Origin of the sequence: Okeania sp. SIO2C9, assembly GCF_010672455.1 — a bacterium.
Lineage (GTDB): Bacteria > Cyanobacteriota > Cyanobacteriia > Cyanobacteriales > Microcoleaceae > Okeania.
Window position 1 is genome coordinate 255,805 of the sequence record NZ_JAAHGO010000007.1, and the last position, 14,256, is coordinate 270,060.

Here is a 14,256-nt window from a genome sequence, read left to right on the forward strand (position 1 = left end):
AAAAATACCCCGAACAAAAATAGAAAATCTGAAATTATTACCTTTTTTCCCAGAGTAGACTTTTCCTAATTCCCAGAAATTCTTGACACAATCAAAATCTGACTAATATCAAAGACCACCTATGGAAAAAATTAGATATTCTGCGAAAAATACTTTCCCAATAAATAGACAAAAATCAGCGATCGCTCTTTTATCTTCCAGGTCTACTTTTTGACTATGCCACCACATTTGACGTACTTGTAAATTTTCCCATCTACCTACTTATAATCTCTCCGAAGCGCTACGCACAAGTAAAAAGTTAAATGTTAAAAGTAATATATGAGTGAATATAGAGTTTCCTAGTTTAGTAATATTAAGTCAAGTTTGTTTCATCAAAAGCTTTTTCTAATTCTGGAGTTAATTTTAGATAATTACTCCACAGCCTCAAATAGTTAAAATCTAATATTTTTCGTCTAGCTTTTAAAACTCCTAATACATCGCGCCATTGTTTTTGAGAATAATTATCTGCAATTTTGTACCATCTTAATTTCTGTAAAACAATATCTTCGGGGGAAACAATATAAATCAATTTATTTGTAGAAAATAATTGTACTTGTTGACGACGCGACATTGCTGAAAACTCAAAATCATTAGATTGTTTAATAGGATAGATATAAGCTTTGATTACTGATGCTGTGTGAATAATATTAAAGGTATTATTACTACCCCTCATAGCATCATCTATAGCAACTTCACTTACATAAAATTCTGTTGCTAAAGCTGCTATTAATTGTTCTACTTTTTCTGGTTCTAAAATTACTGCAATATCAGCTTCTTCTGTTTGTATCCGTTCTCCCCAGAAGGAACTAGCAAGACCACCACCTAAATAGGGTTTGCTGAAAAAGTCTTATGGTTGAGGGTAGGAGTCAGGAGACAGGAGACAGGAGACAGGAGACAGGAGTTATGGGAATTATAGAGGAGGTAGGGGGAAGAATAATCAAGGGATTATTCTGCACAACTCTCGCCTAAAATGCTAATTTTTTGAACCATTACGACCTAAAAGCTTGGACTTTTTTTAATTAAAAAATGCTAAAACCTCTATATGTCAATGCTTTGAGATTTAATCAGCAAACCCTAAATAGTAAGGAATTTTCAAATTATCTAATATTTCACCAAGGGTTACAGCTAAATCTATTTCATAAACAATCATAAAATCCCGATATATTAATTTATTTATTGAGCAATATTCCTCTCCTAACTTTAACTTTATGTACTCTATTTTTAGTTGTTTATTGGTTAAATTACTATGTTGCTGTCTAAATAAATCCCACCAGATTTGTTGTGACTGAATAGATGCTCTATGATGTTGCATTATTCTAGTTTCTATAGGCATTTTACCTATGAGTTAAAACCAGATTTTTTCAGCTTCTATTCTTGTATCTGCTGCTTGTGTTTTGTACATTATTTTATACGACGATATTACTCAAAATATTAATCTTAACTGACTGTTTGATAAGACGACTCTAAGATTTTTTGACACAGTTTTTCCAGGGAGTTTATCTTATCTAAAACTAGCTCAAAACTGTAATCGGAATCCACGGCGATAATTGGTTGAGGATAGCATTTTTGAATTGACAAAGCAATTTTTAAACTAGCATCTCTTAGCCCAGAAATACTAATAGTTTCGCGAGCGCCACTCAAACCAAACGCACTGTGGTAAAATCCTCTCCCTCCTAAATTAAAACTCCAGGATAGAACCGACAAATTCTCCTTCTCGGATATTTTCAATTCCTGGGATATTTTTAACAATATCTACCAGTTTATTTTGGTCAAATTGTTCATTTTTACCGATAAATAAAATCAGTAATTGCATGATTTATACAGCATATTCCTCCCATAAGAAGTACAGATATTAAAAATTAAATATTCCCAGTGCGGGCATCTTGCCCGCGATGTGTGTACCTTGCCAAAATTATCAACTTTCTTACTTTTAACTTTTAACTTTTGACTTTTAACTTAAAAAAGACAAGCTATAGGAAAAATTAGATATTCTAGGAAAAATAGTTTCCAAATAAATTGATAAAAATCAGCGATCGCTCTTTTATCTTCCAGGTCTACTTTTTGACTACGCCACCACATTATACCCAAAGTCAATACATGACTTATTACCAAAAAAATCAAATTAATATTTGCCAACCAAGTTATACCAAATATAACCATACTGATATAGCAAATTGTTAATACCCACCTTGCCAAATTAAAGACAGCGAATGCTCCTAATTTAATTGTAAATGTAGTGATATTAAATTTACGGTCTCCTTCAATATCTGGAATATCCTTAAAAATTGCAATAGCAAAAGTGAAGACTATTACGAATAAAGTTAACGCCCATACTGTCGGAGGAATTTCTGGAATTATCAAGCTTTTTTTGAGGAGAATTATTTCACCTACTTCTGTTATCCATTTATTTAAACTTCCTGAGACTTCCTCAACTTTTTCTAATCCCCAAACAAAGCTTAAAAATAACCCTAGATTAACAATTACTCCCCGCACAGTAAAAATACATAATGCTGCCCAAAAAGGAAATCTTTTTAATCTAATAGGAGGCAAAGAATAAAATGTACCAATTACTAAACTTATGCCCACTGTACCTAATAAAAAAGGTCCGCCAACTAGAGCCAAACTTAAAGCCAAAACTCCCGTTATTGCCACAATTACTTGACCAGAAAACCGAGAAAATTCACCAGCAGCTATAGGTAGATGAGGTTTATTAATTCGGTCTATTTCCACATCTTCTAATTGATTCAATCCTACTATATAAATATTTCCGCATAGACAACTTATCCAAGTTACCAATAACAGAATTAAACTATAGATGAAAAAAGATTGATTGAAAAAATCAGAGCGATCACTCAAAGCAATTAGATATATTGCCAATACACTTAATGTTGTACCAATAATTGTATGGGGACGTGCAAACTTCCAAAAACTATATAGCTGTGGGAAATATTTTTGCACCAAATTAGTTGTGATTTTTGCTTCCTGATAATGTGAAATTTCTCCCATAACTACCTTGAATAACTTTTCTCTTAATTTACGATAATTTTATAGTGGTTTTCACATAGATAGACTACACTCAACAATTAATAATTAATAATTATTCTTTTTTTAAAGGAGAGGATTGACTAAAAGGAAATTTTTTCTTTTTATCCCCTTAAAAGAGGAGGCTTTAAACCACAATTTTTCGGTAATAAAAGCATTTTTCTACTCCCTACTCCCTACTTCCTACTCCCTAAGCAAAAATAATTTTGTAGTCTACTTAAATGAAAAGCGCTTTCATTAATTGATAATGGATAATTACCTCTGGTTTTAACCGTTACGGAATTGAATATAAGGAAACATTATTTCTTCTCTTGGTCGATTGGATATGGTTAGGAAACCCATCCATCCCACCCTTCAGAAAACTCCGCTAAGGACCGCTTTTTTCTCCTTAAAAGGATCGGCTTTAAACCAGAATTATTTAATTATTAATTTGAGTGCATCTAAGTATTTTTATAAATACTTTTTTCCTATATATTTCCTATTGCCTGTTGCCTAAAAGCAATAAATTTTTGGCTCTATTCAAAATTGAGATGCACCCATTAATTTGGCAAGCGATTAATATCTTGATTAGAACCAAGTACAATCATTATTATTCCTTTAGTTAAAATTGTACTAGGCTTCGGATTAATTTGAAATTTTTCACCTCGGTCGCTCACTGCCAGTAAATTTAAACCATATTTATTCCGTAGTTCTAAATCAGCAATAGTTTTACCATCAAATTTTTCTGGTACAATAATTTCTACGATACTATTATCTGGGTCTATATCAAATTTATCGAGTATTCTAGGTTTACTCAATAATCGTGCTAGTTCGCAACCCATTTCTCTCTCTGGAAATACCACATAGTCTGCTCCAATCTTGTTTAAAAGTTTAACATGAGTCTCTGAAGAAGCTTTAGCTACTACACATTTTACTCCCACTTCCTTAAGATTTAGAGTAGTAATAATACTTTCCGACAAATAATTGCCAATTGCGACAATTACTGTATCAAAATCTGAAATACCAGCTTGTTTAATAGCATTAATTTCTGTTGCATCAAGTTCTAAAGCATGAGAAGATATTTTGTCAGTTAAAGCTTGATTTACTCTTTTTTCTTCTCTATCAATAGCCAAAACTTCATAGCCTAAATTATGCAAAGTTAAACATACTGCTTTACCAAATCTCCCCAAACCAATTACTGCAAATTGTTTAGTTTCAGATTTTAAATTTTGCCAAAAATTCCAAGACGATAATTTCACTAAAAATTCAACGTTATAGCTCTATATTGTATAGCGCTGCGCGCAGGCAACAGCTCCGGAAGGCAACAGGCAATAGGGAACCCACCCCTCGCCCCTCCCCCTCCCAGGAGGGGAATAAAAAACTGATAATATAAGATTTTAGCTATTGGACAGTTCCTGTAATTTGTAAATATGCCAGCGCACATTGCTATAAATAGCAAAAATAACGTTGCCTCCAAAATTTCTATTTTCAGATTTTACCAATGCTGAGAAAAATTTTTCACAACTAACTAAATTTGTTCTCTTAGTTCTTTTTGCTGTGTTTTTAACTTTAGCATCAATATAACGTTTCTCAAATTACTGAGTTGCAGTTGTTTTTCTTCTTTTTCTATTTCCTACTCCCTACTCCCTATCGACCCAAACCAATTACTGCAAATTGTTTAGTTTCATATTTTAAATTTTGCCAAAAATTCTCAGACGATAATTTCACTAAAAATTCAACGTTATAGCTTCTATATTGTAAATAGTAAAAATAAGGTTGCCTCCAAAATTTCTATTTTCCGATTTTACCAATGCTGAGAAAAATTTTTTACAACTAACTAAATTTGTTCTCTTAGTTTTTTTGCTGTGTTTTTAACTTTAGCATCAATATAGCGTTTCTCAAGTTACTAAGGTAAAGTTATTTTTCTTCTTTTCTACTCCCTACTCTCTATCGACCCAAACCAATTACTGCAAATTGTTTAGTTTCAGATTCTTTTCAAGGAGAGGTAATTGTTAATTATTAATTATTAATTATTAATTGTTGAACTACCCCCTACTCCCTAAAACAAAGGAATTTTGTACCTCACGCTTTTTGGGAATTACTATAACTCAAACAATTATACAAATAAATTTTCCTCTGGATACTGAATCGCACTAGGGTTTTGTTCAGCAAAAATAGTAGATACTAATAGTAAGACACCCACCCTACCTATATACATAGTTAAAATCAATACCAATTGCCCTGCAATTGTAAAATTAGAAGTAACCCCCGTAGATAAACCAACTGTAGCAAAAGCAGATACAACTTCAAAAAAAACTTGAATTGACTCTAATTCTGGGTCAGCAAAAGCAGCTAAAGTAGTAGCGATCGCCACTAATGAAGCTGAGGCAAAAACCACACCAATAGCTTTAATAATAACGAGAGTTGGAATCTTACGTTGATAACATAAAACTTCTTCCCTACCCTGTAAAGCTGCTTTTGTACTATTAAATAATATTCTAAAAGTTGTAGTTTTAATACCCCCTCCAGTGCTACCCGGACTAGCACCAATAAACATTAAAGCAATCGTGATAAATAAACCAGCATCAGTCAATTGCCCAATATCAATAGTATTAAAACCTGCCGTTCTAGTAGTAACAGATTGAAACCAAACAGCAATTAATTTTTGCCCTAAGTTGAAACTTTCTAGAGTCTGAGGATTGTTAAATTCAGCAATAAAAAAAGTAATAACACCAAAAATCAATAAAAAAATAGTTGTATTAGTAACCACTTTAAAATGTAGAGAAAAAGTGTGAAAAACTTGCTCTTTTTTCCAACAACTTTTCAGCCATAAATATATCTCCATAATCACTTGATAACCCAATCCCCCAAATATAATCAAGCCAGTAATCACCAAATTTAGTAACGGAGATTTTGCATATTTAATAAACCCATCTGCATATAAACTAAAACCAGCGTTATTAAAAGCATTTATACTATGAAAAATCGAATACCAAAAACCATCTTTAAACCCATAATTTGGAACAAAAACAAATAAAAGCAACAAAATACCAGTCAATTCAAACACAATAGTTGTAGCCAAAATAGACTTAATTAAAGGTTCTACACCAGCCAATCCTACCTGTTCCAAAGATTGCTGAAGAGCAACTTTTTCCCGAAGCCGAAATTTACGACCAAACAACAACAAAAGAATAGTTGTAGCAGTCATATAACCCAAAGCTCCAACTTGAACCAATAATAATAAAAAGAGTTGCCCCCAAAACGAATAATATTCCCCCACATTCACAACAGAAAGTCCAGTCACACAAACAGCAGAAGTTGCTGTGAATAAAGCAGTCACAGGATTACTCCAATTCCCATTACTCATAGAAATAGGTAACATGAGTAATATCGCACCAATAATAATAACAGCAATAAAACCTTGACATACAGTTCTAGCTACACTCATTTCAAATTTTTAGTATGTATATTTAGTAAGCATTTCCTAGGTCATGCTGCGCAAACAGCAGTCAGCTATCAGCTATCAGCTTATTAGACATCTCCGAAAAATATATAGGTTTTTTGCAGGAGTAGGCAACAGGAAACAGGCAACAGGAAACAGGTAAGATATTTTTACGAAAAAGGCACTAAAAAATATTTTTTAGGATGAATTTTTCCTATCCTTAGCCTGCTCTAATTAAAAGATTTATTTTCTGGAGATGTCTATTATCTTAGAAGGAGAATTCAAAATTATGTTTACGCAGAATTCCACAGAAAAGAAAAAGGTAACAAACTAACCTGATTAAAATCTGTACTTTCAAAAACTATTTGCGTAGCATTCCGCAGGAAATACTTACTTTCAATCACAAATAACTTCTGGCCATGTACATTAATAATGGCATAAATTAACATCTAAAATTACAAATACTTCAATTTTTTTCCTTAGACAAAATAACTTTTAATCTTGAATTTTTGTGTTATATTATTTCCAGATAATTAGTTATGAAAAAACTATCCTTTCACTTGCAGACCAAATTTCTCCCTACTCCCTACCCTCTATTCCCTACTAATTTATTAACTATTCAGCCAGATATGATATTGAATATATAATAGTCCAGAAAAATAAATCTTCAACCTTGATGAATAATTATGACCAAAACATGAAGTCCAAAGCCTTCCCTTTGAAGAGGATGAAAAGAATAAATTTAATTATTTCAAGCCTCTGGGTTTAGTCAGAGGTACTGATAACTGATAACTAATAACTGATAACTGATAACTGATAACTGAAATGACCTCAACCTTAATCGAACAGATTCAACAATTCTATGATGCTTCCTCCAGTCTGTGGGAACAAGCGTGGGGCGAACATATGCACCATGGCCATTATGGACAAGATGGTAAGGAGAAAAAAAATAGACGACAAGCTCAAATAGACATGATTGAAGAACTACTTCAATGGGGAGCATTAAATGAAAAATCAAATTTTTGGTCTCCTACCTCTATCCTGGACGTCGGTTGTGGTATAGGCGGTAGTACACTGTACTTGGCCGAAAAGTTTAATGCCACTGCCACAGGTATTACCCTTTCTCCCGTCCAGGCCCAAAGAGCTAAAGAACGAGCTGATGTAGCCAACTTAAGTCAATCTACTAACTTTATAGTGGCAAATGCTTTAGAAATGCCCTTTGCTGATGAATCATTTGACTTAGTATGGTCTCTCGAAAGTGGAGAACATATGCCTAATAAACAAAAATTCTTGCAAGAATGCTATAGAGTCCTGAAACCAGGTGGAACTATAATTATGGCTACTTGGTGTCATCGTCCAGTTGGTGGCCCCGATGGACAACTAACTGACGATGAAAGGAGACATCTAGCCGAAATTTATCGGGTCTATGCTCTGCCTTATGTTATTTCTTTGCCAGAGTATGAAGCGATCGCCCAAAATATCGGCTTTCAAAATATTTGCACTGCTGACTGGTCAACTGCTGCTGCTCCCTTCTGGAATGTTGTGATTGAATCAGCTTTTGACCCTAAAGTAATTATGAACTTACTCTTTAGTGGTTGGACAACAATTCAAGCTGCCCTTTCCCTGGAGTTAATGAGTAGTGGATATGAACGAGGATTAATAAAATTTGGTCTATTGCGGGGAAATAAATAGTTAATTAGCACAAATTATTTTTAAATCAGTGGAAGTGAGTCAAAATTTTCATACTTTTGAGTTAATCTCTGACTTTTGACTTTTGACTTGCTCGTGGGATTAAAGTTTCGAGCCTATAAAATCTTAATGCATGACTTTTGACTTTTGACTTCATCAAATGCATGACTTTTAACTTTTGAGTTAATCATTAACTCACTGTATTTTAAGTCCTCTTTTTCTCTTATATTTTTTTCCTTCTCTCCTTATCTCTTCAATAGCATCTTCAGTAAATGTTAATTTCTGTACCAATATACCTACTTCTGGTATAATAATAGCTTAAAATAGATACACCATATGGGATATTCCTGGAGGTGTAATTTATGTTAGTTATTTTAATGGAAAATCAGCTAGTTGCTCCTCAACAAGTTTGTCAAGGTTGTTTGTTAGCCGATCGAACTGGTCAACCCCGATGGAAAGGTGGTCAATTACGTTGTGGTCATCCAGTTCCTAAGTTATCAGATACTCAACCAGATCAGTATGAGTGTCAAATGGGTTTCCGCGTTGCCAGTATAGAATAATTACAAAAATCAGTTTGATAGTAATGTGTTTTGGAAGCAAGCATAAAAATTAAAAGTAGATTAAAGTGCGACATTTAGCCTTTAAGCTAATAATTTAAATGTAGCTTAAAAGTAAACAAAATAGCTATAGCACTCAGATTTGAGTTGTGTAGAAAATATCTTAATCAGTGAGCCAAAAATAGTTTTAAACACTTAACACTTTATTATCTACTTTTTTGTTTTTTTGATAAATTATTTAGGACTACTATTAATATATAACTATTGTTACTATGCTTAAGTATGTAAAAAAGTTTTACTAGTTAGTGCCCAAAGAATCTTTACTTGGTTGAGTCAGTTAAGCTTAAGTAAAATATCCGAGACCTTAGTCGCTCGAATAGAAAATTTTGCTGAAATCACCTAAAATTTGATAAATTTAGTATTTTTTTGACTCACGAAATATGATCAACGACTGAAGTTATCTCACTACTGCGCTATCCTGAATTTATATATAGCTATTTATCATCAAGTTCAGGAGTATTTTACAATGAATTGGCGCGGTTCTACAACTGTTCAAGACCGAATTTTTGCTAGCTTACCTTATCTATTACCCTTGCTAGATGGGTTAGTGTATGGCAGATATTTATTCCAACAGTTCCCTCCCATACAGATAATACCAGTTCTTCTTAGCCCTTTGTTACAGATTTATAGAGGTATACCCTTCTTTGGCTTAATAGTTTTCTTTGCTCTGTTCTTGTTAGTTGTGAGAAATGAAAATATATCTCACTTTATTCGTTTCAATACCATGCAAGCAATTCTACTGGATATTATTTTAATCTTGTGTGGTCTAATTCTGCAAATATTGGGAGGAAGTTTAGGAGGATTTATTCTGGAAACTCTCTCTAATATGATATTCATCGGAATTCTAGCATCATTTATCTATGCAGTAGTTCAGTCAGTCATGGGTCGCTACGCAGAAATACCTACTATTTCTGAAGCTGTTTATATGCAAGTTCGCTAAATATTTTTCACACTAACACTATTTATTTTGTTTTTGTGGTGAAAATTTTGTAAGATAAAAGATCCTTGCTTCTGCATAAAATTTGCTAGAAGCCATGTAGTCCGAAAGGAGATTATTTCCATGAAACCATTCATTTACGAAACAATGTATATTTTGCGTCCAGACCTGAATGAAGAACAGGTAGAACAGACAATTGCAAAATATAAAGATTTATTGCAGGAACAGGGCGCTTACGACCTAGAAATTCAACATCGTGGTAAGCGTCGTTTAGCTTATGAGATAAACGATCATCGAGAAGGTACATATATTCAGATGAACTACCAAGGTCCTCCCACTCAAATAGCTGTATTGGAGAGGGCAATGCGTTTGAGTGAAGAGGTTATTCGTTACTTAACGATTAAACAGGAAGTACCCAAAAATACTACACCAGATACTACTGCACCAGATACTCAAGATCAACCAGAACCATTAGCAGCAGTAGTGGAATAGTAATATTTCACCTCAACCCACATTATTTGGACTAAAAGATTTGAGAGCTTTGATTCACCCAAAAAAAGCAAACTCAACAAAAAAGTAGAATTTGAAAATCTGAAATAGGAGAGTTTCCCCTATTTCCTTTACCAAAAAAGTGGGTCTAAAGCCTCGCCCTTCTAGGGCGACTTTTTATAGATAAAAATAGTAATAATTATCCTATCATATTATTAGTTTATATCAGAATTATAAAAGCTAGATTTAAGTATCCTATTTATCCAACACCGGGACAAAAATACCGATTAGCCAAAGTATTTGGTTGTGTCCGTGTTGTTTGGAATGATAGTCTAGCTTGCTGCCAAGAAAAGTACAAATCAGGAGAAAAAAAAACCATTAATCCTGAGCTACAAAAGCTTTTTATTACTCAAGCTAAAAAGACTGAAAATAGAGAGTGGTTATCAGAAGTTTCTGCTATACCATTACAGCAATCTTTGAATGACTTAAACCGTAGAGGCGAAGGACTGTTTGCCCCTAAAAAACTTTTTTAAATCAACTAAAGGTCAGAAAAAAGGTAAACTTGTTAAACCTCCTAAATTCAAAAAACGTAGAAAGTCAAAACAAACTGCAAGATTTACACTCATGAGGGTTTAAAGTTGGTGAACATAAAGTTTATTTAGCCAAGATTGGGAAGTTAAAAATAGTTTGGTCTAGAGAGTTAACTAGTCAACCTTCTTCAGTAACTGTTATCAAGGACTCACTTCATAGATATTTCTTAAGTTTTGTAGTAGAAACTTTACCAAAAATTTTGCCTAAAACTGATAATTCAGTAAGTATAGATTTAGGCATCAAAACTTTTGCTACTTTGAGTAATGGTGAAAAGGTTGATGCTCCTAAGTCACTGAAAAAACGAATTAAGAAGTAGCCTCTTTCAGAGAAGCTTTCCTATCGGAATGCTACGCAAAGACTAAGGAAAATTAAGTCAGTCATTATCTCAGAAAACTAGAGGGTCTAAATCATATGAAAAAGCGAGGCTAAGAGTTGCTAAATTTTCCTAGGTCATGCTGCGCAAACATGCCACACTGAAAGATACCCTTGACAGATTTTCTGCATAAATTATCTACTGAAATTATGGACGAAAACCAAGTAATAGTTTTAGCGGATTTACAAAGCGTCACGTCCTGGAGATGTCAGAACAGTTCGCAGACTCCAAAAATGACTAACAAAGTCTTGGGTTGCAAAAGTTATCGCGGTGCGTCGAGTAACCCAAGACAATCAAGGCCGAAAGACGGCAGGTGTGGATAGCGTTAAATCGCTGACCCCAAAGCAAGGTCTGGCCTTGGCAAATAAATTAAAGCTGGGTACAAAGGTCAGACCAACTCGGAGAGTATGGATTCCCAAACCAGGGATGGATGAAAAGCGACCTTTAGGAATACCGATTATTAATTATATGAGTTATGAAGCTATACTATTTCTAAATATAAAATATAAATTATATAGGAACTACTGAATAATTTAGGAGCAAACTTAAAGTGAAGCAGATGCAAAAGTTAAATTCACAACAACTTCAACTTGAAGTATCTCGTCTTAACGAAGAATTACAAATGCGAGACCAATTAATTCAACAATTGTCTCAAGAACTTTTTCGATTAGTTAAGGGAAATACAAGTATAGTACCAACATCAACAGTTCCTGAAAGTTATCAATCTCAAATGCAAAGCTTAAAGGAACAACTCAATGAAGTTGAACAACAAGTAAATTTTTATCAAGAACAAATTGCTGAACGAGATGCAGAAGTATATAATTTACGTCATTCTGTCCAAGAATTAACAGACCGCTCACAAATGTTAGAACAAGTAGTACAAGAGCTACCAGAAGTCTATCGTCAAAAATTCTCCGAACGCCTGGCAGAAGTGCTTGAAAAAGTGGAAACTTTACAAAAGGAAAATCGTCAATTACATGCAGAGTTACAAAGTGTTAGTTATCGTCTAGCAGTTAGAAATCGTCGTGCTAATGGTCTAGATTTGCCTGCTTTTGGACCCGGGCAACCTGGTTCTTCTGTAGAAATGCCGACGTTTGGAAATGCTTAATTTAAATAAATATTTGCTGAGATAGGTACAACATTCTATCTTAGCATTAGTATAAAATTTTATCTAAAGAGAGTAGTGTTTTGATAATTAGTGAACTGCAATAAAATTCTATTGATGTTCATTTATAAGTTCGGCTCAGTTACTATTAAATTTAGCATCTGAGCCGAGCATTTAAAAATCAGCTTACAGTTTAACTTAAGCTGTTACTAATTTTGCATGAGAATCTAAAAAAATATCATCAATAGTGTTAAAAATTTGAAAAACTCTATCTAACTGAGTAATTTCAAAAACCAATCTAGCTGTGGGGTTAAGGTTACAGATAGCTAAACTACAGCCATGTTCACGAGCCTTTTTTAAGCCAATAACTAATGCACTTAAACCAGAACTATCTATAAACTCCACATTAGCCATATCAATAATCCAAAGATTGTAGTTTTTTTCTAGTAGAGATATGAATTGCTGCTTAATCGCATTTGCTCCAGCTAAGTCTAAGCGGTGATTCGGAACGAGAATAATATGTTGACTGGCATCAATAGCTTTCATAGGTATCACCATTAATTAAAAGGAAAAAAATTACTTTTTACTTTGCTCTGAAATATAAATTGTTTTAGATTGAAGATCATTCATTACACCCTAATTATCAACAATCTAGAAGTTGTAATGATACTCAGGAAATTCACTTTACTAGGAATAGAATTCCCTGTATAAAATACAAAATTGACAGTGACAGTAATTATTGTCAATTATAGTGCAAGTTTTTAGCTTTTGTTATATATTTAATAGTTATTGCGTACATCAATTAATTATCTATAACCTATAAAGACCGCTTAAGTCATAAATAAGTTTCCTTTAAATATAACTACTGGTCTATCAACTTTGAAATGATGGATAGATTTTGTAACCTGTGATTTTTGGGTAATGCTTTTTAAGATTAGCCACTCCTCAAAACCATCTTTACAGATCACTATCTGGCAATAAAATATAAAAAAATGATAAATTCGATTTAGTTCGATTAAAGATTACCGTATTATGCACCTGGAATTTGTATCATTAGAAACAATTCAATTAATAGCCCATAAATACGGCTATCTAGCCATTTTTTTAGGAATAGCCCTCGAAAATGCAGGAGTCCCCTTACCTGGAGAAACAGTGACACTCGTAGGTGGTTTCCTTGCAGGTAGTGGGGAATTACTTTATAGATATGTACTTAGCTGTGCAATTATAGGTGCAGTATTCGGCGACAGTTGTGGATATTTGATTGGCAAGTATGGTGGCTGGCCATTAATGTTGAAGTTAGGTCAAATATTTCGGATTAAAGAGGAAAAACTGATAGATACAAAAAATCAGTTTAGTAAAAATGCAGCTAAAGCAGTATTTTTTGGTCGATTTATTACATTACTACGGATTTTTGCTGGCCCTTTAGCGGGAATTGCTCAAATGCCTTACTGGAAATTTTTATTATGTAATGCTAGTGGAGCGACTATTTGGGCATTGACAATGGTCAGTTTATCCTTCTTTTTGGGACAAGTTGTACCTCTAGAAAAATTAGTATCTTGGGTTGCACAATTTGGTGTAGCTGCTTTGGTACTATTGGTAGCTTGGATTTTGATTCCTATTGGGTTAGAGTCTTTGAAGAAAGGAAAAGAAAATACAGGTTGATAATTTAAGGTTTAATATTAGTTGCCGAGCGGCACCCGGAAACTCTAAACGGACGCGGAGGAAAGTGTGAGACTACCGTATTAGTTAGCAGCTTCTGCTAACATCGGATGCTTTGCGCCAGCAAAACGTCAACCCACCGAAAAGCTATGATTCAATAGGATATCCGCGCCTAACAGCTAGAGAGGATGTCACAAAAAATATGCTTGAAATGGTCTAACTCACAAAGTTTATGGTCTAAAAAATATCAAACTCGACAAGTGGAAACCAGTGTTAATTAGGAGCAAAAATCCT

General features: G+C 33.6%; 16 protein-coding genes and 1 pseudogene. 9 read left to right on the forward strand and 8 right to left on the reverse strand.

Annotated elements, in window-relative coordinates; all coding sequences use genetic code 11:
• Positions 1-352 precede the first annotated feature (352 nt).
• From F6K23_RS07460 to F6K23_RS07490, 7 genes are all read right to left on the reverse strand, one after another.
• The gene (locus F6K23_RS07460) at positions 353-712 is read right to left on the reverse strand and encodes a hypothetical protein (protein ID WP_293152781.1); all 360 of its coding nucleotides are present in this window, start codon (positions 710-712) and stop codon (positions 353-355) included.
• A gap of 387 nt (positions 713-1,099) precedes the next feature.
• Positions 1,100-1,372: a hypothetical protein gene (locus tag F6K23_RS07465; RefSeq protein ID WP_293152784.1), complete on the reverse strand. Its 273-nt coding sequence runs from the start codon at positions 1,370-1,372 to the stop codon at positions 1,100-1,102.
• Between the two features lie 104 nt (positions 1,373-1,476).
• Positions 1,477-1,743 (reverse strand): hypothetical protein, encoded by a 267-nt coding sequence (locus tag F6K23_RS07470; protein WP_293152786.1) that lies wholly within the window; start codon positions 1,741-1,743, stop codon positions 1,477-1,479.
• Positions 1,718-1,852 (reverse strand): hypothetical protein, encoded by a 135-nt coding sequence (locus tag F6K23_RS07475; protein WP_293152788.1) that lies wholly within the window; start codon positions 1,850-1,852, stop codon positions 1,718-1,720. Before F6K23_RS07475 ends, F6K23_RS07470 begins: the two co-directional genes overlap by 26 nt.
• Before the next feature lie 143 nt (positions 1,853-1,995).
• Entirely contained in the window at positions 1,996-3,045 is a 1,050-nt protein-coding gene (locus F6K23_RS07480) for a homogentisate phytyltransferase (protein WP_293152791.1), read from the reverse strand.
• A gap of 575 nt (positions 3,046-3,620) precedes the next feature.
• Positions 3,621-4,319 carry a TrkA family potassium uptake protein gene (locus F6K23_RS07485; protein WP_293152794.1) on the reverse strand — a complete coding sequence of 233 codons (699 nt, stop codon included), beginning with the start codon at positions 4,317-4,319 and terminating at the stop codon, positions 3,621-3,623.
• An 857-nt stretch (positions 4,320-5,176) separates the two neighbouring features.
• The gene (locus tag F6K23_RS07490) at positions 5,177-6,508 is read right to left on the reverse strand and encodes a TrkH family potassium uptake protein (protein ID WP_293152797.1); all 1,332 of its coding nucleotides are present in this window, start codon (positions 6,506-6,508) and stop codon (positions 5,177-5,179) included.
• Positions 6,509-7,327: 819 nt separating this feature from the next.
• Between F6K23_RS07490 and F6K23_RS07495 the strand changes: the two genes are divergently transcribed.
• From F6K23_RS07495 to F6K23_RS07525, 8 genes and pseudogenes are all read left to right on the forward strand, one after another.
• Complete coding sequence (locus F6K23_RS07495; protein WP_293152800.1) at positions 7,328-8,194, forward strand: methyltransferase domain-containing protein; 867 nt, start codon at positions 7,328-7,330, stop codon at positions 8,192-8,194.
• Positions 8,195-8,553: 359 nt separating this feature from the next.
• Positions 8,554-8,751, forward strand: coding sequence for a hypothetical protein (locus tag F6K23_RS07500; RefSeq protein ID WP_293152803.1), 198 nt, complete (start codon positions 8,554-8,556; stop codon positions 8,749-8,751).
• A 523-nt stretch (positions 8,752-9,274) separates the two neighbouring features.
• Entirely contained in the window at positions 9,275-9,748 is a 474-nt protein-coding gene (locus F6K23_RS07505) for a Tic20 family protein (RefSeq protein WP_293152806.1), read from the forward strand.
• Positions 9,749-9,868: 120 nt separating this feature from the next.
• Positions 9,869-10,237, forward strand: a complete 369-nt coding sequence (rpsF, locus tag F6K23_RS07510; protein ID WP_293152809.1) for a 30S ribosomal protein S6 — start codon at positions 9,869-9,871, stop codon at positions 10,235-10,237.
• Between the two features lie 254 nt (positions 10,238-10,491).
• Entirely contained in the window at positions 10,492-10,767 is a 276-nt protein-coding gene (locus F6K23_RS07515) for a helix-turn-helix domain-containing protein (RefSeq protein ID WP_293153158.1), read from the forward strand.
• A gap of 257 nt (positions 10,768-11,024) precedes the next feature.
• Positions 11,025-11,141, forward strand: a complete 117-nt coding sequence (locus F6K23_RS41590) for a transposase (protein WP_367267648.1) — start codon at positions 11,025-11,027, stop codon at positions 11,139-11,141.
• Positions 11,142-11,375: 234 nt separating this feature from the next.
• Positions 11,376-11,693, forward strand: a pseudogene (locus tag F6K23_RS07520) (reverse transcriptase N-terminal domain-containing protein); the annotation flags it as partial.
• A 55-nt stretch (positions 11,694-11,748) separates the two neighbouring features.
• Positions 11,749-12,306: an Npun_F5560 family protein gene (locus tag F6K23_RS07525; RefSeq protein ID WP_375340739.1), complete on the forward strand. Its 558-nt coding sequence runs from the start codon at positions 11,749-11,751 to the stop codon at positions 12,304-12,306.
• Between the two features lie 195 nt (positions 12,307-12,501).
• Here F6K23_RS07525 and F6K23_RS07530 read toward each other — a convergent pair whose 3' ends face one another.
• Positions 12,502-12,849, reverse strand: coding sequence for an STAS domain-containing protein (locus tag F6K23_RS07530; RefSeq protein WP_293152815.1), 348 nt, complete (start codon positions 12,847-12,849; stop codon positions 12,502-12,504).
• Between the two features lie 486 nt (positions 12,850-13,335).
• On the opposite strand from F6K23_RS07530, the gene F6K23_RS07535 reads away from it, so the two are divergent.
• Positions 13,336-13,965: a DedA family protein gene (locus F6K23_RS07535; RefSeq protein WP_293152818.1), complete on the forward strand. Its 630-nt coding sequence runs from the start codon at positions 13,336-13,338 to the stop codon at positions 13,963-13,965.
• The last annotated feature ends 291 nt before the right edge of the window (positions 13,966-14,256 follow it).

Excerpts from the sequence above, each read along its gene's own strand:
- F6K23_RS07460 (WP_293152781.1), bottom strand. The coding sequence starts at position 712 with ATGAGGGGTAGTAATAATACCTTTAATATTATTCACACAGCATCAGTA.
- F6K23_RS07465 (WP_293152784.1), bottom strand. The coding sequence starts at position 1,372 with ATGCCTATAGAAACTAGAATAATGCAACATCATAGAGCATCTATTCAG.
- F6K23_RS07475 (WP_293152788.1), bottom strand. The coding sequence starts at position 1,852 with ATGCAATTACTGATTTTATTTATCGGTAAAAATGAACAATTTGACCAA.
- F6K23_RS07480 (WP_293152791.1), bottom strand. The coding sequence starts at position 3,045 with ATGGGAGAAATTTCACATTATCAGGAAGCAAAAATCACAACTAATTTG.
- F6K23_RS07490 (WP_293152797.1), bottom strand. The coding sequence starts at position 6,508 with ATGAGTGTAGCTAGAACTGTATGTCAAGGTTTTATTGCTGTTATTATT.
- F6K23_RS07495 (WP_293152800.1), top strand. The coding sequence starts at position 7,328 with ATGACCTCAACCTTAATCGAACAGATTCAACAATTCTATGATGCTTCC.
- F6K23_RS07500 (WP_293152803.1), top strand. The coding sequence starts at position 8,554 with ATGTTAGTTATTTTAATGGAAAATCAGCTAGTTGCTCCTCAACAAGTT.
- F6K23_RS07505 (WP_293152806.1), top strand. The coding sequence starts at position 9,275 with ATGAATTGGCGCGGTTCTACAACTGTTCAAGACCGAATTTTTGCTAGC.
- rpsF (WP_293152809.1), top strand. The coding sequence starts at position 9,869 with ATGAAACCATTCATTTACGAAACAATGTATATTTTGCGTCCAGACCTG.
- F6K23_RS07530 (WP_293152815.1), bottom strand. The coding sequence starts at position 12,849 with ATGAAAGCTATTGATGCCAGTCAACATATTATTCTCGTTCCGAATCAC.
- F6K23_RS07535 (WP_293152818.1), top strand. The coding sequence starts at position 13,336 with ATGCACCTGGAATTTGTATCATTAGAAACAATTCAATTAATAGCCCAT.